Source organism: Vibrio sp. TH_r3 (assembly GCF_033101115.1).
Taxonomy (GTDB): domain Bacteria; phylum Pseudomonadota; class Gammaproteobacteria; order Enterobacterales; family Vibrionaceae; genus Vibrio.
This window is the reverse complement of sequence record NZ_JAWMPW010000009.1, coordinates 33,056-55,382: the sequence shown is the minus strand read 5'-3', so window position 1 is coordinate 55,382 and position 22,327 is coordinate 33,056. Positions and strand designations below refer to the sequence as shown.

The 22,327-nt window shown below is 40.2% G+C and carries 17 protein-coding genes; 8 read left to right on the top strand and 9 right to left on the bottom strand.

The features are described from left to right. Window positions 1–71: 71 nt before the first annotated feature. Together recC and R3X26_RS10025 are read right to left on the bottom strand one after the other, a co-directional pair. Entirely contained in the window at window positions 72–3,542 is a 3,471-nt protein-coding gene (recC, locus tag R3X26_RS10030; protein WP_317717167.1) for an exodeoxyribonuclease V subunit gamma, read from the bottom strand. 207 nt (window positions 3,543–3,749) lie between these two features. Continuing rightward, window positions 3,750–4,514 (bottom strand): transporter substrate-binding domain-containing protein, encoded by a 765-nt coding sequence (locus R3X26_RS10025; protein ID WP_317717228.1) that lies wholly within the window; start codon window positions 4,512–4,514, stop codon window positions 3,750–3,752. 112 nt (window positions 4,515–4,626) lie between these two features. On the opposite strand from R3X26_RS10025, the gene R3X26_RS10020 reads away from it, so the two are divergent. From R3X26_RS10020 to R3X26_RS09990, 7 genes are all read left to right on the top strand, one after another. Continuing rightward, complete coding sequence (locus R3X26_RS10020; protein ID WP_317717166.1) at window positions 4,627–5,379, top strand: amino acid ABC transporter permease; 753 nt, start codon at window positions 4,627–4,629, stop codon at window positions 5,377–5,379. Between the two features lie 126 nt (window positions 5,380–5,505). Continuing rightward, window positions 5,506–5,811, top strand: coding sequence for a YebG family protein (locus R3X26_RS10015; protein ID WP_317717165.1), 306 nt, complete (start codon window positions 5,506–5,508; stop codon window positions 5,809–5,811). Between the two features lie 315 nt (window positions 5,812–6,126). Further along, on the top strand, window positions 6,127–7,155 hold the full coding sequence (dapD, locus tag R3X26_RS10010; protein WP_317717164.1) for a 2,3,4,5-tetrahydropyridine-2,6-dicarboxylate N-succinyltransferase: 1,029 nt from the start codon (window positions 6,127–6,129) through the stop codon (window positions 7,153–7,155). 195 nt (window positions 7,156–7,350) lie between these two features. Next, window positions 7,351–8,508, top strand: coding sequence for a sugar diacid recognition domain-containing protein (locus R3X26_RS10005; RefSeq protein ID WP_317717163.1), 1,158 nt, complete (start codon window positions 7,351–7,353; stop codon window positions 8,506–8,508). Window positions 8,509–8,684: 176 nt separating this feature from the next. Continuing rightward, window positions 8,685–9,821, top strand: a complete 1,137-nt coding sequence (locus R3X26_RS10000; RefSeq protein WP_317717162.1) for a glycerate kinase — start codon at window positions 8,685–8,687, stop codon at window positions 9,819–9,821. A gap of 148 nt (window positions 9,822–9,969) precedes the next feature. Further along, complete coding sequence (locus R3X26_RS09995; protein ID WP_317717161.1) at window positions 9,970–10,986, top strand: substrate-binding domain-containing protein; 1,017 nt, start codon at window positions 9,970–9,972, stop codon at window positions 10,984–10,986. A 160-nt stretch (window positions 10,987–11,146) separates the two neighbouring features. Beyond that, window positions 11,147–11,578, top strand: coding sequence for a C-GCAxxG-C-C family protein (locus R3X26_RS09990; RefSeq protein ID WP_317717160.1), 432 nt, complete (start codon window positions 11,147–11,149; stop codon window positions 11,576–11,578). Window positions 11,579–11,798: 220 nt separating this feature from the next. Here R3X26_RS09990 and galM read toward each other — a convergent pair whose 3' ends face one another. The 7 genes from galM to R3X26_RS09955 form a co-directional block, all read right to left on the bottom strand. Continuing rightward, entirely contained in the window at window positions 11,799–12,854 is a 1,056-nt protein-coding gene (gene galM / locus R3X26_RS09985) for a galactose-1-epimerase (RefSeq protein WP_317717159.1), read from the bottom strand. Window positions 12,855–12,985: 131 nt separating this feature from the next. Next, window positions 12,986–14,137: a galactokinase gene (gene galK, locus R3X26_RS09980; protein ID WP_317717158.1), complete on the bottom strand. Its 1,152-nt coding sequence runs from the start codon at window positions 14,135–14,137 to the stop codon at window positions 12,986–12,988. A gap of 160 nt (window positions 14,138–14,297) precedes the next feature. Continuing rightward, window positions 14,298–15,353 carry a UDP-glucose--hexose-1-phosphate uridylyltransferase gene (locus R3X26_RS09975; RefSeq protein ID WP_317717157.1) on the bottom strand — a complete coding sequence of 352 codons (1,056 nt, stop codon included), beginning with the start codon at window positions 15,351–15,353 and terminating at the stop codon, window positions 14,298–14,300. 85 nt (window positions 15,354–15,438) lie between these two features. Beyond that, window positions 15,439–16,452 carry a UDP-glucose 4-epimerase GalE gene (galE, locus tag R3X26_RS09970; protein ID WP_317717156.1) on the bottom strand — a complete coding sequence of 338 codons (1,014 nt, stop codon included), beginning with the start codon at window positions 16,450–16,452 and terminating at the stop codon, window positions 15,439–15,441. 295 nt (window positions 16,453–16,747) lie between these two features. Further along, window positions 16,748–18,085, bottom strand: a complete 1,338-nt coding sequence (locus R3X26_RS09965) for an ABC transporter substrate-binding protein (RefSeq protein WP_317717155.1) — start codon at window positions 18,083–18,085, stop codon at window positions 16,748–16,750. Then, a complete protein-coding gene (locus tag R3X26_RS09960) occupies window positions 18,082–19,602 on the bottom strand; it encodes an ATP-binding protein (protein ID WP_317717154.1) in 1,521 nt (506 codons plus the stop codon). Before R3X26_RS09960 ends, R3X26_RS09965 begins: the two co-directional genes overlap by 4 nt. A gap of 91 nt (window positions 19,603–19,693) precedes the next feature. Beyond that, window positions 19,694–20,419 carry a response regulator transcription factor gene (locus R3X26_RS09955; protein WP_317717153.1) on the bottom strand — a complete coding sequence of 242 codons (726 nt, stop codon included), beginning with the start codon at window positions 20,417–20,419 and terminating at the stop codon, window positions 19,694–19,696. A gap of 417 nt (window positions 20,420–20,836) precedes the next feature. Here R3X26_RS09955 and ptsG point away from each other — a divergent pair, with 417 nt between their 5' ends. After that, complete coding sequence (gene ptsG, locus R3X26_RS09950; RefSeq protein ID WP_317717152.1) at window positions 20,837–22,225, top strand: PTS glucose transporter subunit IIBC; 1,389 nt, start codon at window positions 20,837–20,839, stop codon at window positions 22,223–22,225. Window positions 22,226–22,327: the final 102 nt, after the last annotated feature.

The window sequence follows — 22,327 nt, the reverse complement described above, 5'->3', positions numbered from 1 at the left end:
TACAAATAATAATGATTTACAGGCGGCCCGCTTTGCGTTAGCTCTTTATCAGTCATCGCGGTACACATACGCTAAGATTCCATCTCATCTCGGTCTTTGATCTGCTTAAATGCATTTGATAATACTTCTACAGCGATATTGGTCGTTTGCTGACACAAATGGTCATTCCATTCCGGCCAAACTCGATTGATATATTGATTGCTGCCTTCGCCACGAAATTGATAACCATCATTAAAAGTGGTGGCCATCTGCTTCTGCGCATCATCTTTGCTTGCCATGATCCTCTGCACTCCGACCAGAGCGGTTTTTGGAAAATAAGCTAACGGTTGATTCAACCCCTGAAAATAATATTCAACTAATTCGGCCAAATATTTACTCGCTTTAGCTTTCTCGACTGGCAAGATAACTTTATGCTCAAGGCCCGATTTATTATTAAAGCCAATAAGGTGAGTCATTTTATTTTGCCCATTCAAAGCCAGGCACAAGTGTTCTATCCAAGCATTAAGATAATCTTGACTACGAATAGTACCGCTGCGATGACGGATAAGACCCGATTGATAGTGTCCACCTAACCAGCCAGTTAAATTAATCGATTCGTTCAATTGATCAGATTCGATTTGCAAATCAACTTCAATATCGTCTAACGGGTTTTGACAAAGAAAATAAAGAACCTCAACCATTTGCTCGGTTTTATCTAAATTAGCAGTCATTTCTAGTTCACCAAAAGAACCAATAGGCAAACTGCCTTTAGCTCTTTGCTCTTGAACAAAATTTTGATAAACCAATGACTCATCTTGTTGATTAAGCCGGGCATCCAATAATGTTTGTAATAGTTCATGCCTTATCTGATAATTTTGCAAATTATCTAATAAAAACGGTTCGTCATCTTCCATCGTTGGAGCAAAATCTTCAAAAAACACTTTTAGTCGTCGATTAAAGAAATATTGCACCGGTAAACGCCAAAAGCGTTGCAATTCAATCAGAGGCAGCGAGTCTTTTAGCTCAGAGACTATTTGATAATCGGGCAACTCTTGTATGAATTTATCCGCTTGTCGTCCTTGTCTTTTTGCTGCTGGTAACCATTCTTTAGCATAACTACGATAATCACCACTAAATGCACTTGGACTAAACGGAACTAAAGGATAACGGCAAGTTAAATGCTCAACCAACGCGAGATAAGATTCATCACTCGTTAAATCTTGATGTCCCGACAAACAGAAGTTTTGCCCACAGTAATCAAGTAATTCAGATACCAATGTAGAAGGTGAGCGCTCACTATTATCCTGAATAGAACGAGCCACGTAACTAATATACAAACGAGTTTGGGCGGAAAGTATTGCTTCTAAAAACAGATATCGATCATCATCTCGTCGTGAGCGGTCACCCGGTCTGGCTTGCTGGTTCATTAAATCTAAACCTTCTTTTGGCATCACTCGAGGATACTCACCATCGTTCATTCCTAACAGACAAACCACAGAAAAAGGGATAGATCGCATCGGCATCAAAGTACAGAAGTTAACTTGTCCGGCGAGAAAACGCTGACTAACACGAGAACTGGATAACTTACTTTGCAAATATTCAACCATAACATTGGCTGACATTGGTTCACTATAAGCCGCATCTTTTAACTGAGAAGATAATTGTTGCAACACATCTCGAATGGATTTCATCGCCACTTCGCCTTCTATGCCAACTAGGAAAAAGTCATCCATTAGGCGATAAAGCAGATCCAACCAATCTTCAAGCGATTGTGTCCTAGAAAGTATGCCGCGATACGAAGAAATCTTATCAATGTAACTGGCCAATTTACCGGCTATTTCGGCATCCATTCCCTGAACTTCATTATAAGGCGCGATCAAGCCATTGGGGGCATGATAAACATCCGTACTGCTATGCATCGCGTAACCAAGTAACATTCTTTGAATGCCAAACAACCAAGTATTCTGTTCTGTGTCAGGTAAATCAAATTCACTTCCTGTTGATTTATCTAACCCCCAACGAATGCCACACTCTTCAACCCAGCGTCGAGCTCGTTCAAATTCATTGTCATTCAAGTCGAATCGATTCAATATTTCGGGTGTTTCTAACAGTTCTAATATCTCAGGAGCACCACAACGACTTTGTGGTAAAGCAATCAGCCGAAGAAAAGCATTTAAAATAGGACTCTCTTGAGTCGCACTTCTATCTGAAATAGAAAAAGGAATACTTCGCTTGCCTGGTGCGTTACCAAATACCGCCTGAATCGCTGCACTGTAGTTATTGATATCTGCCACCATAACAATAATATCTCGTGGTTTAAGGTTCGGATCTTGTTCAAACATTTCCAATAAACGGTCGTGCAGCACTTCCACTTCGCGCATTGGGCTATGGCAGGCGTGCAAACTAAGCGAGGTATCATTTACAACTATTGGATTTTTGTGTTGGCTCGACAATAGGTTTTGATCATCTTGTCGCTCTTCAAGATTTAAAATATCAGCTTGAATTTGATGCAAGACACTGTCTCTGTTCACCTCAACAAAGGCTTCAATTTCATTCGAAGCCAGTTGAGATAATAACAACATATTATCTCGACCTAATTTTCCCATTGAAGCAAGTAAACTATTGCCAATAACATCAGTATGAAGGGGTTGCTGTTCTGGCGACTCATCTGAATCGCTCACGACACGGTCAACCAATTCATCTGGTTTTTTATTTTTCGCCGCTAGTTTGGCGACATATTTTTTATCCCTAACATCACCCCAGTAAAAACGACATGGATTGGTAAACATTAAATGTACATCAATATGGCGTCCTAGAGCAGCTAACGCATCCATGTAACGTGGCGGAATAGACGATATACCAAAGACAAACAACCGATTAGGTAATGATTCAAGGGTGCCGGTGTAATGCTCTAACGTGTCAATAAAGTCATCATAAAGGTTGGCCCGGTGATAGGGAGATTGGCCTAGATTAACCGTGTGATCATACATGGCTTGCCACAATGTTTTTTGCCATGCTTCTTGTTTACCAAGATCAATGACTGGTTTGTCAGAGTCGGTAATCGATTGACCAAGATCGGCCACCAATTGGTCTTTCTCCCACTGAGTAATCCATTCTGGACGATAAACTAAATAGCCATCCAAGATATCGGCTATTTTCTCTGCCAATTGATACAGTTTAGACTGATCATCGTCATCAACTAAATAGCTTTGTAATGGGACAAAATCTGGATTATTTAGTTGCTGAGGAAGCACATGCATTAACTTCCAAATCATTGATTCTTTGGTGAATGCGCTTTTAGTCGGGACATCATCGAGCACTTTTACAAACATTGACCAGATAAACGTAGCGGGCAAGGGAAATTCAATATTCGCCGCAATACCCAGTTCTTTGGCTAACTCAATTTTTAGCCATTGAGACATACCTGGACTCTGCACCAAGATTTGCTCTTTATCAAATGGATTATCTAAAGGGTTAGCTCGAATAAGTTCAGCAAGAAGAGATTTAAGAACATCAATTTGGTTGGAGTGATAAACAGTAAACAAGGCAAATCCTCTGCCCATTAAAGCGAAGATCAATGAACCGATCGCTCAATGGCTACGACATAACGAAGTTGGCATCATAATATACAAGAAGATTAGCATATTGCTTTAAGCAAGTAACCTTAGGGTTAGAAATAACCTAACCTATCGATAAATAAAAAAATCCCCTCAATTCAAATTAAGGGGATTGATGTTTTTATCAAATTGATAAGACTAATTGACAAAAAACTACAGGCTTTTTAGACCCCACTTTGCAGCTGTTTCTTCAAAGTAACCTTGTGTTTTTTTCAATTCAATCCAGTGATTAATATAGTTAATCCATACCTGATCATTTTGTGGAAGAAGCATTGAAATAGGTGTCGGCTTACGAGCTTGTTCTACTGGAACAATCGCGAGCTGTTTGAAACGTTCAACCAATGTGGCCGCTTCAACATTTGAGGTAACGGAGACATCCGCTCTTCTGGCAAGCAATTCCTGAAAATCACGAGCAGGCGCTTCAATTACGATATGTTCAGCGTTAGGGAAAAAGTCTTTTACCATTTTTTCTTGTACCGTACCAAGTGTTGCTGCAACCTTAACGTCCGGTTTATCAATATCTTGCCAATCGGTAAATTTATCTAATGATTTTTTTTGCACGACAGGAACGAAAGCCAAATAGAAATAAGGTTGGCTATAACCCGCCACTTTAGCACGAGACATGTTTAATGACGCACTGCCTGTCATATCGTATTTATCCGCCGTTATGCCGTTAACCAATGTTTTCCAATCGGCGGCAACATATTCAATTTCAACGCCTAAATCTTTGGCTAACTCAGTCGTCACATCAATATCGAATCCCTTGTAACTATTGGTTGTTGGGTCTTTTACCGTCATAGGGTTCCAATCCCCTGTCGTCCCAACTCTGAGTACACCTGAGCTTAATATATTTTGTAAGCGGCTGGTTTCTGCCATCGCATTAGTTATGCTTAACGTGGCGGTCAAAAAAAGTAGCATCCATTTCTTCATGTTTATTCCCATATGATTTAGGTTATTCCCGTATGATTTATGCTTTTTTTCTATAAGTTGTTAACATAACACTTACACTTTAAATATCTAGACTCTATTCATGCTGTTTTTTCATAAGAAATACCTAATTCTTACTTTATCTTTGCTAGCGTTAACAGGATGCAGTGATTATCAATGGGGTTGGTATGTACTCGATCCAAATACAAAGCAAGGCTCAGCAAACCTTAATTTTTTAGTGTCTGGGTTCTACGACACGATTACCATTTCATTAATAAGTATGCTGTTTGCTATGATCATTGGTTTAGTTGTCGCGCTGTTCGCTTTATCTAAGTGGCGAATTCTACGAATGCTCAACCGAGCGTATGTTGAAATAATACGAGCGATACCAGTATTGGTACTACTATTGTGGGTTTATTATGGCTTACCAACATTATTAGAGATTAGTCTTAATCATTTTTGGGCTGGCATTATTGCGCTATCGATTGCTGAAAGTGCCTTTCTGGCAGAAGTGTTTCGAGGTGGAATTCAATCTATTTCACAAGGCCAACATGAGGCAGCCAAGTCACTTGGTCTCTCTTATTGGCAAAAAATGCGTTTGATTATTTTACCGCTGGCGTTAAGGCAAATGCTGCCTCCTCTAGGTAATCAATTTGTCTATATTCTCAAAATGTCGTCGCTTGTCAGTGTTATCGGTTTAAATGATCTCACCAGAAAAGCGAATGAATTGGTCGTCAATGAGTATTTGCCATTAGAGATTTATAGCTTCCTTGTTTTAGAATACTTAATTCTTATATTAATTGTGTCTCAAGGCGTCAGGATGTTAGAGAAACGGCTTGAAATTCCGAGTTATTAATAATTGGTAACTAAGTCAGTCGTAGACTTGTTGCTTGCTCTAAAAACCACAGATGATTGTGGACTTAACCAGTAATAAGCTGTATAAAAGCACAGTAACAAATAGGATAATATTTAAGGAATAACCATGGCTGTAATCGTCAAGTACGTGGTCGAGCGCAACGGAGAAGAAAAGATGACTTTTACCTCTAAAGCTGAAGCTGACGCTTATGACAAAATGTTAGATATGGCAGATGAGCTTTTTGAGCTGATTGGTAAAAGTGATCTTGTTGAAGATGAAGCAAAACAAGAAGAACTTTCACTATTTTTGGCTCAGAACAAAGATGAAGTACTTTATGCTCTAGGTGCAAAACGCAAACCAGCGCCTAAAAAACCGAAAAAAGTCGCTGCGGTCGAAGAGACACAACAAGACTCACAAGAAAACGCCGCTTAATCTAAGCTTAGCAACGCCAAGAATGACCTGACAAAAAACGCAGCAATCGCTGCGTTTTTTAATGCGACGAACCAATTGATTACTGAAAATAGCTTTCTTTTTAAAGAAATATATCGCTAAAAAGACAAGCCATATCAATTTGCAGACTTTATACTGTTTAGCTCTTTAATCTCGGGTTCGCTATCTTTATGATGGCAAACAGAGCAAAACCTAACTCAAATTGCGTTGGATAACGCCGTAGCGCAAAGCCCCGTAAATTGGATGCTTTCTTCTGTGGCAATCGAACCATCACACTTATATTTGGAGATACAACAAATGGCTTATTTTTCTCTCGCATTCGGCACGGCAACCAAAAACCGTGAAGGCAAAATTATTGAAGCGTTTTTTCCAAACCCAGTTTTAAACCCTAGCGAGTCACTTGTTGCTGCACTAAGCAAATTAACAGGTTATGAGTCTGGCAACCAAGCAATTGAAGTTTCTAATGCACTCAGCGCTGAACTTGCTACCGCATTTGCAGCAAATGCAGATGTTGAAAATGCCGCGTTTGCAGAGAAAGCAGCAGCGTCTGAACAAGCATTAGTTTTGGTTATCTTAGAATCCGATGAAAAACCACAATCTGTCGCGGAAGGATATTTGAAATTACAATTGATTTCACATCGCTTGGTTCAACCTCACGGTACCGTTCTGGATGGCATTTTTGGTCTAATGCACAATATTGCATGGACGAATAAAGGGCCAATCGACCTACCTGAGTTAGCGGAACGTCAAATAGAAGCTCGTCTAGCGGGTGAAGCGATCGTCGTTGACTGTGTAGACAAGTTCCCTAAAATGGTTGATTACGTTGTTCCTAATGGTATTCGTATTGCAGACACTTCTCGTGTTCGTCTAGGCGCTCATGTTGGGGAAGGGACAACCGTTATGCACGAAGGTTTTATCAACTTCAATGCAGGAACCAGTGGAGTAAGCATGGTAGAAGGTCGCATTTCAGCTGGTGTTGTGGTTGGTAACGGTTCTGATATTGGTGGTGGTGCTTCTATCATGGGGACGCTTTCTGGTGGGGGTACGGTTGTTGTTTCTATCGGCGAAAATAGCTTATTAGGTGCCAACTCGGGTCTTGGCTTCCCACTAGGTGATCGCTGTACTGTTGAGTCCGGATTATACGTTACCGCAGGTTCTAAAGTACGCATGCTAGATGCTAAAGGACAAGAAGTTGAAGTCGTTAAAGCAAGAGATCTTGCCGGTAAATCCGACCTTCTTTTCCGTCGTAACTCTGTAACGGGTCAAATCGAGTGTCTAACCAACAAGTCAGCGGTTGAACTTAACAGCGAGTTACACAACAACTAATTCACAGCCTTAAATGCTGCAAGCATTATTTTATAACAATAACTCACTCGCACAATTTGCCAAATTAAGTTGATTAACTTAAAGGACTGGATTACCAGTCCTTTTTGTTTTCAAGGTTACGCGCTACTATCAACAAGAATGACTGTTTAAACGTTAAAATCACAACTCATTGCTCTATAAAAATGGTACCGAACCATGCTTCTTGATCATCAGTTAGCCCAACAAATTGTTGACCGTACTATGCTTATCATTGGCAACAATATCAATGTAATGAACCACGCTGGTACCATTATCGCCAGTGGTGATAATGACCGAATAGGAAAAATACATGACGGTGCTTTATTGGCACTTAAACATGGCGATACCCTTGAAGTTAATCACGGTGATACCCCTACCCTAAAAGGCGTTAAACCCGGTATAAATTTACTGCTTAAAGTTTCACAGCAAGTGATTGGAGTGGTTGGAATTACCGGCGATCCCAACTCTATTCGTAGCTATGCGGAATTAGTTAAAATGACCGCAGAAATGATAGTGGAACAAGCCAAACTCATCGAACAACTTCAATGGGACAGACGCCACAAAGAAGAATTTATAACCGCGTGGGTACAAAACAAATTATCCAAGACGGAGCTAGAGGATTGGTCATCTCGACTCGAAATTGATCTATCTGTACCTAGGGTGGCCGCTATTATTCGCTTTGAACGGTCAGTCGTTCCAGTAAGTCAAGAGACTATTCGTAAAGTGGTTGAATTACTTGAATATCCTCAAGGAGACGATCTTGTGGCGGTGTTGTCGTTTAATGAGATGGTGATTTTAAAGCCGTATCAGGTTGACAATGCTCGCGACGTCAACGAACAAGATCAGCAAATTCTTGAGCAACTTTTTCAACGTTTACGACACCTTTTGCAAAATTTACAACATAAGGGCATTGGTAATGTGAATATCGCTCTAGGCAAGTATTTCAAAGGAGCTGAAAATATAGCTATTTCATTCAAAAGTGCTCAGCAAGTGATGGCATTTGGCCAACTGCATCAACCAAACAAAAACCTGTTTCTATTCGATGAAGTCAGATTACCAGTCCTGCTTTCGCCATTAACCGATACATGGCAAGGCACGCAACTGTCCGCTCCCTATTCTCAGTTACTAGCCGCTGACAAATCCGGACAGTTAGTCAAAACGTTACAGGCCCTTTTTACTCATCAAGGTAACCTAAAAGCTTGTGCTGAATCACTGTTCATTCATAGAAACACTTTACGCTATCGTCTAAATAAAATAGAAAAAATAACGAACACTTCACCACATGAATTTTCTGGATTAGTTGAACTTTACTTAGCGCATATGCTTTCTAGTTAATCGGTTTATTTTAGTAATAACGCAAAATTGCCATTAAAATTATTCACAAGCTCAATAATTGGATAAATAAATCCAAAATAATTAGTCACTTGCACAAGGATATTTGACCGATACTTCTGCATAATAAGTGAGACTAATTACCTTAACCAATGCTCCATTATGAATGAGGATATATTGTGAAAATAGTTATTGCGCCAGATTCATTCAAAGAAAGTCTCACTGCCAAGCAAGTCTGTCAGTCTATAGAAAATGGTTTACGCCGAGTCTGGAAAGACGCAGAAATATTGCATGTCCCGGTTGCCGACGGCGGAGAAGGCACGGTGCAATCTCTGGTCGATTCAACCAATGGAAAAATTGTTCACCTAAGTGTGACTGGGCCATTGAAAAAAAGCGTTAACGCATTCTATGGCATGCTAGGTGACGGAGAAACTGCGGTCATAGAAATGGCGGCCGCCAGTGGTTTACATCATGTAGAAAATTCATTACGAGATCCAAAATTAACCTCAAGTTATGGCACGGGCGAATTGATTGTGCATGCTTTAAATGCTGGTGCGAAAAAGTTAATCATCGGCTTAGGTGGTAGTGCAACCAATGATGGGGGTATTGGAATGCTGGACGCACTTGGCGTTAAATTTTTTGATGCTCATAATCAACCAGTAGAAACCAACGGCGCCGGACTTGCCGATATAAATACCATTGACTGTTCTGCTATAGACACTCGTTTTGCAAATTGTGACATTCTCGTTGCTTGCGACATCGATAATCCATTATGTGGGGAGCACGGCGCCACAGCCACTTTTGGCCGACAAAAAGGCGCAACCGATAGCGATATAAGTTTACTTGATGCAGGTATGCTCAACTTCGGTAATAAAGTACAGCAGCAGCTGGGTAAATCAATTATTTCCGCAGCAGGTGCAGGTGCAGCAGGCGGTATGGGCGGCGCTTTGATCGGTTTTTCTAATGCCGAACTCAAACCAGGCATTGAGATTGTTATCGATACCGTTAAGTTAGATAAGCAACTCGTGGGAGCCGATCTTGTTATTACAGGTGAAGGCCGTATTGATTGGCAAACTGCGCATGGAAAAACGCCAATGGGTGTTGCTCAAGCTGCGAAAAAGACCGATATACCTGTCATTGCGATGGTCGGGTGTGTAGGTAACGATTATCAAGCTGTCTATAACTGCGGTATAGACGCGGTATTCGTTGCGATTCCACGAGCGTTTGATCTCCGTACTGCGTTCGCTGAAGCTGATATTAATCTTGCAGATCTTGCTGAAAACGTGGCTAGACTCTGGCGTTTACCTGAATGCTAACTGTGGATAAAAAATGCTATACGTTTACAAAATAATAGTTTTCAATAAAACAGGAAGTTAGGTACTACTTATTGATTATGCGACACACCGCATTGCGTTATTTTCACTTACATTGTTAAATAAAAGACACTGAGAGTAGAGGTAACTTATGGCAACGATCAAAGATGTAGCAAAGGAAGCCGGTGTATCCGTTGCTACCGTTTCACGGGTGATAAACAAATCACCTAAAGCAAGCGTCACCTCTGTAGAGGCAGTAAAGCTCGCAATGCGTAAGCTGGGCTATAGGCCAAATGCCAACGCCAGAGCGTTGGTTAACCAAACCACTAATACCGTTGGTGTACTGGTCTCTGATGTTTCTGACCCATTTTTCGGCACCGCAGTAAAAGCGATTGATAATATTGCGCAGCAACACGGTAAACATATTCTTATTTGTAATGGTTACCATGATCTAAAACGTGAAAGAGAATCAATAGAACTGCTTATTAATAGTCGTTGTGAATCGTTGATTATTCATTCTAAAAGCCTAACAGATAAAGAGTTGATTGGGTTTGCTGATGAAGTACCCGGCATGGTCATTATTAATCGACACATTCCTGAATTAGGCCACCGGTGTATTTCACTCGATAATCGAAAAGGCTCATATTTAGCTACTGAGTTTCTGATCCGTCACGGACACACTCAAATTGCCTGTATTGCTTCTTCCCATGCGATTGAAGATGTAGAAGAGCGTATCGAGGGTTACTTAACCGCAATGAAAGATAACGGATTAAATCCGTCGCAAAGCTATATCGAATATGGAGAACCTAACAGTGAAGGTGGCGAATACGCCGCAACGAACTTATTAGCCAAATCGATTCCTTTTTCCGCTGTAGTAGCATATAACGATTATATGGCAGCAGGGGCGATTTCTATTTTTGAAGAAAACGGCTTACAAGTCCCTGAACAAATGTCCATAGTAGGCTTCGATGATGGATTAATCGCGCGTTATATTCACCCAACTCTCACCACAATACGCTATCCAATCCAGTTAATGGCCGAAAAAGCCGCTCGACTTTCTCTTTCTCTGGCTAAAAAAGAACAAATTGAAGTAGAAGCAAATCGATTTTCTCCAACCATCGTTCGTCGAGAATCTGTCGCAAAACCAAAAGATGATCGAGCGACATAAGGATAGTAAAAATAACCGACCGTTATGACCCTATCGCCAAAATCATTAGCGTTCTATTCAAGCAACAAACTAAACACCATAAGCACAGATTGACTCTGTGCTGAACGAGAGTAGCATAATCAACACAGCGTCACCTTAAGTATCATAAGGAAATAGACCAATGAAAGACAGCCACTCAAAAAAACAATTAGCAGCGGATTTTTTTCATGGAGAACAAGGATATAACTGTGCTCAGGCAGTATTAAAGGCCTATCAAAATGAGTCTGGTATGTCTGAGTTAACCATTCGTTCAGCTAAAGTAATTGGTGGTGGACGAGCTAAAGAAGGCACTTGTGGTGCACTTTACGCCGCTCATATATTACTAGGAGAAAATAACCAGAGTAAGCAAGTCACTCAGCAATTCTTACAAACAACTGGATCGACGCTATGCAGTGACATTAAACAGTCTGAATGTGGTTGCCGTGGTTATGTTGCCAAAGTGGCGGAACTCACCACTGAACATATACAACACATAAATGGCAATAATGCAGAATATGCTAATAGCAGAGAAATAAGAGAGCGAACAATGATTCCTTGCCAGTCATGTGTCTAAAATAGGTTTTGCTAAAACACCTATTCCTAAAACCGTTTTTTCTTACACGAGGTATGCAGACAAAGGCCTTCTAAGATCACTAAGTAATTTACAGAATTTCCTAACGGTTAATAAACTCTGCGCTACTTCTCGCTCATTAGCTTTTGCTTATTTCAAAAGCCATAGTAAGTTCAAAAGCCATAGTGAGTTCAAAACCATATCGCGTCGATGTAATTTGTGATTAAAACTCAAAGGCATATTTAGTTTGGTAGCAATACTGCTCACCGGGACGAAGAATTGAGCTTTCTTGTTCCCATTCTGGATGATTTGGTGAATCAGGTAAAAATTGCGTTTCTAAAGCCACCCCTGCGTAATCTTCATATTGACCAGCATTTCTATCATTTTCACCACCAAGCCAGTTACCTGTATAAAGCTGAATAGCGGGTTTGTTAGTGTAAACTTTCATTGAAACACTTCTATCTTCGGTGCTAACAATAGCAGCACATGCACCGTTGCGACACTCCGCATTCAAATAGAAGGAGTGATCGTACCCTTTAGGGGACTGTTGTTGTTCATCAAGCAAAAAGTCTTTAGCTATTTTTTTCGCCACTCTGAAGTCAAAACCAGTATCAATTACTGGCGCTAATTCTCCTAAAGGAACCCCTATATTATTGGTGGGTAAGTAATGGTCTGCATTAATATAAAGTGAGTAAGATTTACAGTCGGTACCTGATGACTCACCTTGCAAATTAAAATAGGCATGATTGGTTAAATTGATTGGCGTAGCTTTGTCAGTTGATGCTTTATAGCTAATGATAACTTGGTTATCTTCTGTCAACTGGTAGGTAACAAATACATCTAGGTTTCCAGGGAAGCCTTGGTCTCCATCAGGTGACGTTAGGTTAAACTGGACATAGTTTATTCCCTGAGACGCGATTTTCCAGCGTCTGTGACTAAACCCATCAGGACCACCATGTAGGGTATTTCCTGATTGATTGATTGAGACTTGATACTTCTTGCCATCGATCTGGAACTGTCCTGCTGCAATACGATTAGCAAACCGCCCCGCGGTTACTCCCATATATGACGACATTTTTTTATAATTAGCCATTGTTGACGTGCCTAGTAGCACTTCACGGCCTTTATTATCAATTGGTAACACACAGCTAAGCCAAGTAGCACCAATATCCATTAAAGTAATCGACATTCCACAAGTATTGCGAAGCTCAATTAACAATGCAGGCTGCCCATCGAAGGCAGCCTCACTTGTCATTGTTTGTTTTAACGTTTCGACCATGACAGTTTTATTCCCTCATTTTAATAATCTAATTTTATTAATGACGATGCTCAGCAAGTAATAACATCTATCAATTGAGCCTAATATCACTGAACAGCTAGGCCGATGTCATTGAACAAAGAATGGCATCATTAAAGCAATCCTGCGCCATCTGTTGCTTGGCACACATAAATCGATTCTTTAAGACCAGTTGCAGCCTGATATTTTTCTTCTATTACTGCGCGTACCTTTTCAACCAGCTCTGGCGGCACTAAAGCAACGATACATCCACCAAAACCACCACCAGTCATTCTAACGCCACCAGCGTCACCAATAACATCTTTAACTAGCTCAACCAGAATATCGACTTCTTTAACGGTAATTTCAAAGTCGTCGCGCATAGAGGCATGAGATTGAGCCATCAGCTCTCCCATTCGCTTCATATTGCCAGATTTAAGTACTTCAGCTGCTTCTTCGGTACGATCATTTTCTGTAATAATATGCCTGGCTCGATTAGCAACAACAGGATCGAGTTCCGCTTTACGCGCCTCAAATTGTTCAATAGTGACATCACGTAACGCTTTTACACCAAAGAAACGAGCCGCTTGTTCGCACTGTTCACGACGAGCGTTATATTCACTATCAACCAATCCACGTTTTTTATTCGAATTGATAATAACAACTGACATGTCTTTTGGCATTGATACAGGTTGGGTTTCTAGTGAACGGCAATCAATCAGTAAAGCATGATTTTTTTTGCCTTTAGCAGAAATCAGTTGATCCATGATGCCACAATTACAACCAACAAATTCATTTTCGGCTTGTTGGCCATTGAGTGCGATGTCGGCTTGACTTATTTGCAGTGAATACAACTCTTTAAACGTCTGACCAATAACAACTTCGAGCGCAGCAGAAGAACTTAAACCTGCTCCCTGTGGTACGTTACCACTTACCGCAATGTCGACGCCTTTTAATTGATAACCGCGTTGAATTAAGCAATGAACAACACCACGAATGTAATTGGCCCACATGCGCTTTTCATGAAAATTAATTTCCTGAGTCAAATCAAACTCGTCAACTTGATTATCATAATCAACCGCAACGACACGAACAATATTGTCGTCCCGTTTTGCTGCTGCAACTAACGTTTGGTAGTTAATTGCGCAAGGCAACACAAAGCCATCATTATAATCGGTATGTTCACCAATTAAATTAACACGTCCCGGCGCTTGAATAAGATGCGTCGGTTGATATCCCAGCTCTTGGCTAAAAGACGCTTTAACGCGGTTTGATAATGTAGTCATAGTCTCTTTCTCTTTTAATTTTCAATTCATCAGGATCAGATTTAAGCAAAATTTATTTGTTGTTTAGGTGTAACTATTTCGATTTACCTGTAACCAAAGCAAATAAAGCTTGAACACTTGTCCACAAGTGCTCAAAACGACTCGCTACCGATACCTACGATTAGTCTTGCTGCTTAAAGTGAATATCACTCACTTGACGTAATTTTTCTGCCGCTTGTTCGGCAGTTAAATCTCGTTGAGATTCAGCCAACATTTCATACCCCACCATAAACTTACGAACGGAAGCGCTACGTAATAACGGCGGATAAAATAAACAGTGCAGCTGCCAATGATCTATATTCGTGCCTTGCTCAAAGAAAGGAGCATAATGCCAGCCCATGGAATAAGGAAAAGAACATTGAAATAAATTGTCATAACGACTGGTTAATTTCTTAATGGCAAGCGCAAGATCATCACGTTGTTGGTCGGTTAATTCGCTCATACGGCGAATATGTTCTTTGGGTAACAACATAGTTTCAAATGGCCATGCCGCCCAATAAGGGACAACCGCTACCCAATACTCGGTTTCAACCACAATGCGTTCGCCATCTTTTAATTCGGCTTTAACGTAATCACAAAGTAAATTTGAGCCTTGAGTTTGATAATATTCTTTTAAATGCTTTTCTTTGCGTTCAATTTCATTAGGTAAGAAGCTATTTGCCCACACTTGTCCATGTGGATGAGGTTGAGAACACCCCATAGTTTCACCCTTATTTTCAAACGCTTGAACCCAAACGTAATCTTTACCTAGCTCTTCTATTTGCTCGTTCCATGTATCAATCACACCACGTATTTTATTCAATGGCAGTTCGGGCAAGGTTTTACTGTGATCGGGAGAAAAACAAATCACTCGGCTCAACCCACGTGCGCTTTGCGTTTTAAATAATGGGTTATCAGATGTAGGGGCATCAGGAGAATCTGGCATTAACGCTGCAAAATCATTACTAAATACATAAGTTCCCTCATAATCTGGGTTTGTATCACCAGAGATACGAGTATTGCCTGCACACAAAAAACAGTTCTTATCGTAGTGAGGGAGTTCTGCCGTATTAGGGACTTCATCCTGACCGCTCCAAGGACGTTTAGCTCGATGTGGAGAGACTAGTATCCACTGACCTGTCAAAGGATTGAAACGACGATGAGGATGATCTACAGGGTTAAATTTAATTTCAGACATACAAATTCTCACTGCAATTGAGTTGAATGGCTAAATACCTAATTATTAGTATTAGGGAGTAATGTCAGATATCTAGCCTTAGATTTTATTTATAACCTTGTGGGTTTTTAGATTGCCAATTCCATGTATCTGTTGTCATTTCGACAACCGTACGGGTCGCTTTCCAACCAAGGTCTTTTTCTGCTTTAGCAGTACTTGCCCAACACTCAGCAATATCACCAGGACGACGAGGGCATATTTCATAAGGAACAGGCTGTTGGCTTGCTTTTGCAAATGCATCCACCATCTCTAAGACACTAGATCCTTTACCTGTACCTAAGTTATAAATATGCAAACCTTCTTTTTTACCAACAGAATTTAGCGCGGCAATATGGCCGTCGGCCAAGTCCATAACATGAATATAGTCACGTACACCAGTACCATCAGGTGTAGAATAATCATCACCGAACACCGACAGTTTTTCACGTCGGCCGACTGCAACTTGTGCAATGAATGGCATTAAATTATTAGGGATACCCTGTGGGTCTTCTCCCATGGTGCCTGAAGGGTGAGCTCCAACTGGGTTAAAATATCGAAGTAGTGTGATACTCCAATCGGGTTGAGCTTTAAAAAAGTCGGTTAATACCCCTTCAACCATATACTTGCTGCTGCCATATGGATTGGTTGTTGCACCTACTGGAGAATCTTCAGTAATTGGCACAACATCAGGGTCACCATAAACGGTCGCAGAAGAGCTAAATACAATACTTTTAACTCCTGCTTTATGCATAGAACGTACAAGCACAAGAGAACCATTTACATTGTTATCATAATATTCAAGAGGTTTTGCAACAGATTCACCGACCGATTTCAAACCAGCAAAATGAATAACAGCGTCGATATCATGTTCTGAAAAAACGTTATCCAAAAATGCTTCGTCACGAATATCACCTATATAAAAAGCAGGACGAGCACCCGTTAGTGCTTCAATTCGATCTAGTACAGCGGTTTTACTATTGCAAAGGTTATCGACAATAATTGGCTCAATACCAGCATCCAACATTTGGACACAAGTATGGCTGCCGATATACCCCATCCCACCCGTAACTAAAACTTTCACATTAGCCTCTCTTTTACGCAACTACGCGCTAAAAATTAGAATCTATTGGCGTTGTAATTCAAATCAGTACACTCAATAGACGATGAATGAAGTGTAGAGGCTATCAACCTTAATTGCTGTGATCAAACTCAAATAGTGTAAACGTTTCCACAAATAAATCATTATATCTCATTAAAGGCGAAAAAATCCTCAAATATGTAGAATTACTTGAGGATTTTTCATGTAAACGTAAATCATTATTAATAGCGCATCAAAATAATATGTGCTGCTATTAACCAGAATTGAGAGCTTTAGTTTATTTAGCCGCTCTCACTGCTTTAGCTAAGCGAGCGGGCGCGTTTTTAGGATCAGCAGATGGATCACTAAAAAATTCACTAATGACATCTATCATCGCGTCACGAATAAAGCTGGTTGTTGACATGTCCGCGGAAAGGCTAGGTACTAATGTGTGATTGTTTTCCGCTTGGGTAAATGCATTCCTAGACTTGAAGGTACATTCATCAAACCCTTGCATAGACACATCATTGCGAGCAGGAAGTGAGCCTTTACTATAATTAAATTGCTGTTGAAATGTTTTAGACATGATTGTTTTAGCTAACTCTTTTTGCCCTAAACCTCTTGATGGATCATGAGATTTAAAGAACACAAAACTGTCAATATTGTAGCTGAATATATCTTCTGTTCCTGGAGCGGCAACACACAAATAATCTTCTCCGGGTACTTTACCAGCAAATGTCATTTCGCCTTTTACCCAATCGCCCATTAACTGCATTGCGGCTTCACCATTCATGACCATTTGAGTCGCCACATTCCAGTCTCTACCGAGTGCATTTTCATCAATGTAGCTCGCGACTTTCTTGAAGGCGCTAAACACCTGCTGCATCTTTTTACCGGATAACACATCGAAATCAAGTTCAACAAAAGCGTTGTAATAATCTTCTGGCCCAAGTATGGCAATGGCTAACGATTCGAAAACAGTCGCATCTTGCCAAGGCTGTCTCCCGTGAGCTAAAGGGATATAACCCGCTGCCTTTACTGCATCTGCAACAGCAAAAAATTCATCTAACGTTGTAGGGACAGGCACCCCAACTTGTTGTAAAACTTTAGGGTTAATCCAAAGCCAATTAACTCGGTGAATATTCACTGGAGCCGCAACGTAACGACCTTTATATTTCATTATTTCGGATATCGTTGATGGTAAAAGTGAATCCCAATCGTCTTCTTTTGCTACATCATCCAAACTGGTCAGAAAACCTAATTTTGTCCACTCTTGGATATCATAACCTTTGATTTGAGCCGAAGTTGGAGGATTACCAGACACGGCTCGAGCTTTGAGTACCATCATGGCACTTTGTCCACCACCGCCAGCAACCGAAAAATCTTTCCAAATATGTCCCCTACTTTCGATGCCTTGTTCTAATAGTTTCGCGGAACGAGCTTCTCCACCAGAAGTCCACCAGTGCAGTACTTCCACTTCGGCCGCGTTGGCAATAGGGCTAATTAACAAGCTGAACCACGCAGAGCACAACAGTAACCTTGCAATATTTTTCAGGGTTGCCAACGCTTTAATTTCAGGAATAATGTTAAGTTTAGCACCAGATTTAACGGTTATTTTTGATGGTAATATTCTCATCTTAACGCCACTCTTGGTAAATTTACTTGCACTTGTAATCCACCTTCATCTAAATTGCACATAACCAATTGCCCACCTAATGAGTGAACAATACTTCTCGAAATTCCTAGCCCTAGCCCGTGTCCATCACTGTCGTTAGCTAATCGCACATAAGGCTTAAATACTTGTTCCATTTTGGTTTCGGGGATACCAGGGCCTTGATCAATGATATTGATTTCCAGTTCTTTGGCACTATCACGTATAGTAATAGTGACTTTACTACCGTACTTGACGCCATTACCAACTAAATTAGATAAACATCGTTTTAACGCTAACGGCTTACAAACCAAAGGAATACTTTTAGACGTTTGTAACAACACGTGCTCTGTTTTTGTGTTGTATTGCTCAGCAATAGTCTTGAGCAACTCTACTACATCAACTTGGACTAAGTTCTCATGGATATCGGTGTCTTTTACCGTTTGTAAGGCACCTTTTACCATCAACTCTAACTCATCCAAATCGCGGTTAAATTTAAGTTCTCTCTGCTCATCTTCTATTAATTCAGAGCGGATCCGTAAACGAGTAATGGGTGTTTTTAAGTCATGGGAAATCGCACTAAATAACCGCTCTCTATCATCTATATACTTTTTCAAGCTTTCTTGCATACGATTAAATGCGCGGGTTGCGGTGACCAATTCACTTGCACCTTCTTCAACTAATGGCGGTTGATTGATATCAGTACTCAATGCATTTGCTGCTTTGGCTAAGTTTTTTAAAGGCTTAACTTGCCGCCTTACCATAATGTAGGTAAAACTCATTAATAGTGCGGTGATAAAAAAGATAAAAAACAGTTGTTGATTAGTAATCACTTCATCTTCTAGCATAACGTAAGGCGACGGCAGTAACGCGGCAATATACAGCCATTCATTAGCGGCTAACTTAATTTGTACCACTAAAATGGGCGGATTTAGCGGTTCTAAACGCAGAGTATAATGTGCCCAAGATTTAGGAAGATCACTTAACAAAGTATCGTTGGTTAGCACATGAAGATTTTCTGGCCGAGAGAATTCAACTTTAATATTTTCTATATCATTAATCTTTTCTAATTTCTGTGCCAAAACCGACTCAAATACCTCAACGGTCGCGGTTTTCATTTCACTACTACCGGCTGGATCAATCGTTATTTGCTCTTCATTAAATGAAACGAAAAAACGTGTTCCTCCGATATTTCTTAATTGATTCAATACCATATGTCGATATTGTAAAGGTAAAGATTGGAAAAAATTGGCGGTTGAAGCAAAGTTATTTGCCATACTAGTGGCAGTAGATTTGAGCCCTTCTAACTCTCTATCTTTTGATTGGGCATACCAGATCGTGGTAGCAATAAGTTGCGCAAAAATAACCGAAAGTAATGTAAGCCATAACGTACGAGAGACGAGAGATCGAGGAATGATGGAGACACATTTTTCCTTCACTTTACAGCCTAAACGGGTAAACTTAGTGCAAAATACATAGCCCATATTTTTGTTAGTTTCCATCGATGGTACTCGTTTTCATAATGAGCGTTATTTATACATTTGTATATCGTAATCAACATTTAGTATGCGGTATTAGCACTGGCAAATAGCATCAATCTTCATAAGTAACATCTGCAGAAAGTATGTAACCGTCTCCACGCATAGTCTTAATCAGTTTGGGTTTTTTACCACTGTCGCCGAGTTGATGACGCAATCGTGATAACTGTACATCAAGTCCTCGCTCTGTAGGCAGCGCATTTCTACCTTTGATTACTTGCGAAATACTGTCTCTATCAAGAATTTGATTCGGGTTTTGCAAAAATAGCATTAACAAAGTGAAATCTTTTCCCGATAATTCAAACTCATTGTTTGTTAACTGATTGGTTAACGTATGCGACTGAACATGTAATTTCCAATCAGCAAACTGAATATACTTCGGTTTTGGTTTTTCTGGTGCAGAATCGGTTACTTGTGTGCGCCGCAGCATGGCTTTAATCCTAGCCGTTAACTGCCTTGGACTAAATGGCTTAGCGACATAATCATCTGCGCCTATTTCTAATCCAACAATTTGGTCGGTTTCGTCAGAAACTGCGGTCAGCATAATAATAGGTACATTGGAAGACTTTCTTACGTACTGACATAAAGTAAAACCATCATCTCCAGGCATCATCACGTCAAGTAATATTAAATCCGGTTCAGCTTCTAAAAGGCGACGTTTCATCTCTTCACCTTCAGACGCTAAAATAGCGGTATAACCTGCTTTGGTTAAATATTCCTCAAGAAGATCGCGAATTTCTTCATCATCATCCACGACTAGTATTCGTTTATTTGCATACATAAGCTTACCTCTTCTCTTATTATTTTTTACTATCAGGTAATCGTAAATTATCTGCTGTTATTAACATCATTTTCTGAAGTTAAAATTCACATTATTCACTGAAATCGCCTTTGTAACGTATATTCGACACATCTTACCAGACTCTTACTCGAGTATTGCATTATGTTACGTTTTGTTACGTTCAGCGTGACAGTTAACTCGTTCAGAGCATTATGCCTCAGGTAATATACTCGCCGTAAACGAGATATATATCTTCTATTTAAATGTATTAAAAATAAATTTTTAGCGCCTTAGTATCGCTTCCTTTTATTAATACGTTTAAATCAATATTTATTAACTTTAACAAATAAAACAAAAAATTTAATTTAATCATTCTATTAATTAATTGATTAACTATTATATTAATAAGGAGTTCTAATGAACTTATTTAGTACAATGCAAAAAATGGGTCGCAGTTTAATGCTACCTGTTGCCTGTATGCCAGCTGCTGGTATTTTACTTGGTATTGGTGGTAACTCAGAAGTTGCAAAATTCTTGCCTGACATCGTAGCGCAAATAATGACCGAAGCAGGGTTAGGTGTATTTGCTAACATGGCACTTTTATTCGCTATTGGTGTAGCACTTGGTTTTACTAAAAATGATGGTGTAGCGGCACTTGCTGCGACACTAGGTTACCTAACCATGACTCGTGTACTCGGTGTTGTTGCTGAAGGTACGGATACGGGGGTATTTGGCGGGGTTATCATGGGCTTGGTTGCAGCCGAGCTATTTAATCGCTACCACGCAATTAAACTCCCAACTTACTTAGGTTTCTTTGGTGGTAAACGATTTGTTCCAATCGTTACGTCACTTGCAGCTTGTGTGGTTGCGGCTATTCTTGCCATCGTGTGGCAGCCTATTGGTGCTGGTATCGCTATGTTTTCTGAGTGGGCGGCTTATCAGTCTCCAGAAGTGGCATTTGGCATATACGGTCTGGTTGAACGAGCACTAATACCTTTCGGTCTACACCACATTTGGAATGCGCCATTCTTCTATGAAGTAGGTGAATTTACAACAGCAGCTGGTGAAGTAGTTCGCGGTGAAATACCTCGTTATTTAGCAGGTGACCCTACAGCGGGTAACTTAGCGGGTGGTTATATGTTCAAGATGTTTGGTCTTCCGGCTGCATGTCTGGCTATGTATGTAACCGCAAAATCGGAAAACAAAATTAAAGTGGCTTCAATTTTAGGGTCTGCAGCGTTAACGTCATTCCTAACTGGTATTACTGAACCAATTGAATTTGCATTCCTATTTGTTGCGCCACTACTTTATGTTGCTCACGCATTACTTGCTGGCTCAGCCTTTGTTGTAATGATTCTGTTAGGAATTAAGCACGGTACAACATTCAGCCACGGATTGTTCGACTTTACATTGCTGTTTGGTAATTCAACGAATGGCTGGATGCTGCCGGTAATTGGTTTGGTTTATGCCGTAATTTACTTTGTAGTCTTTACTACTCTAATCAAAACGCTCAATCTAAAAACACTAGGTCGTGAAGATGAAAGTGAAGCAAAAACAAAAGCGAATACTAGTAACGATGAGTTGGCAATTGATATCATGGCTGCATTTGGTGGCAAAGCTAACATTAAAGAGTTAGAAGCTTGTATTACTCGCTTACGTATTACTGTACACAACGCTGAGCTTGTTGATACCGACAAACTAAAAGAACTAGGCGCCGCGGGTGTATTTGTTAAAGGTGATAATTTCCAAGCAGTATTTGGTACTCACTCTGAAATAATTAAAGGTCAAATAGAAGCTCTTTCTTAATATGACTCTTTAATTAAAAACCCCCGAACCTCTATTTTATGAAGTTCGGGGGTTTTATCTATCTAATAAGCTCTTTTTTTAAACAACGCTAAAAAATAAAGT

Bases quoted from the DNA above. Each gene is read 5' to 3' on its own strand.
- R3X26_RS10005 (WP_317717163.1), top strand. From the start codon at position 7,351: ATGCTTCTTGATCATCAGTTAGCCCAACAAATTGTTGACCGTACTATG.
- R3X26_RS09960 (WP_317717154.1), bottom strand. From the start codon at position 19,602: ATGGAAACTAACAAAAATATGGGCTATGTATTTTGCACTAAGTTTACC.
- ptsG (WP_317717152.1), top strand. From the start codon at position 20,837: ATGAACTTATTTAGTACAATGCAAAAAATGGGTCGCAGTTTAATGCTA.
- recC (WP_317717167.1), bottom strand. From the start codon at position 3,542: ATGGGCAGAGGATTTGCCTTGTTTACTGTTTATCACTCCAACCAAATT.
- R3X26_RS09990 (WP_317717160.1), top strand. From the start codon at position 11,147: ATGAAAGACAGCCACTCAAAAAAACAATTAGCAGCGGATTTTTTTCAT.
- R3X26_RS10020 (WP_317717166.1), top strand. From the start codon at position 4,627: ATGCTGTTTTTTCATAAGAAATACCTAATTCTTACTTTATCTTTGCTA.
- galM (WP_317717159.1), bottom strand. From the start codon at position 12,854: ATGGTCGAAACGTTAAAACAAACAATGACAAGTGAGGCTGCCTTCGAT.
- dapD (WP_317717164.1), top strand. From the start codon at position 6,127: ATGGCTTATTTTTCTCTCGCATTCGGCACGGCAACCAAAAACCGTGAA.
- R3X26_RS10015 (WP_317717165.1), top strand. From the start codon at position 5,506: ATGGCTGTAATCGTCAAGTACGTGGTCGAGCGCAACGGAGAAGAAAAG.
- R3X26_RS09965 (WP_317717155.1), bottom strand. From the start codon at position 18,085: ATGAGAATATTACCATCAAAAATAACCGTTAAATCTGGTGCTAAACTT.
- R3X26_RS10025 (WP_317717228.1), bottom strand. From the start codon at position 4,514: ATGCTACTTTTTTTGACCGCCACGTTAAGCATAACTAATGCGATGGCA.
- R3X26_RS09955 (WP_317717153.1), bottom strand. From the start codon at position 20,419: ATGTATGCAAATAAACGAATACTAGTCGTGGATGATGATGAAGAAATT.
- R3X26_RS09975 (WP_317717157.1), bottom strand. From the start codon at position 15,353: ATGTCTGAAATTAAATTTAACCCTGTAGATCATCCTCATCGTCGTTTC.
- R3X26_RS09995 (WP_317717161.1), top strand. From the start codon at position 9,970: ATGGCAACGATCAAAGATGTAGCAAAGGAAGCCGGTGTATCCGTTGCT.
- galK (WP_317717158.1), bottom strand. From the start codon at position 14,137: ATGACTACATTATCAAACCGCGTTAAAGCGTCTTTTAGCCAAGAGCTG.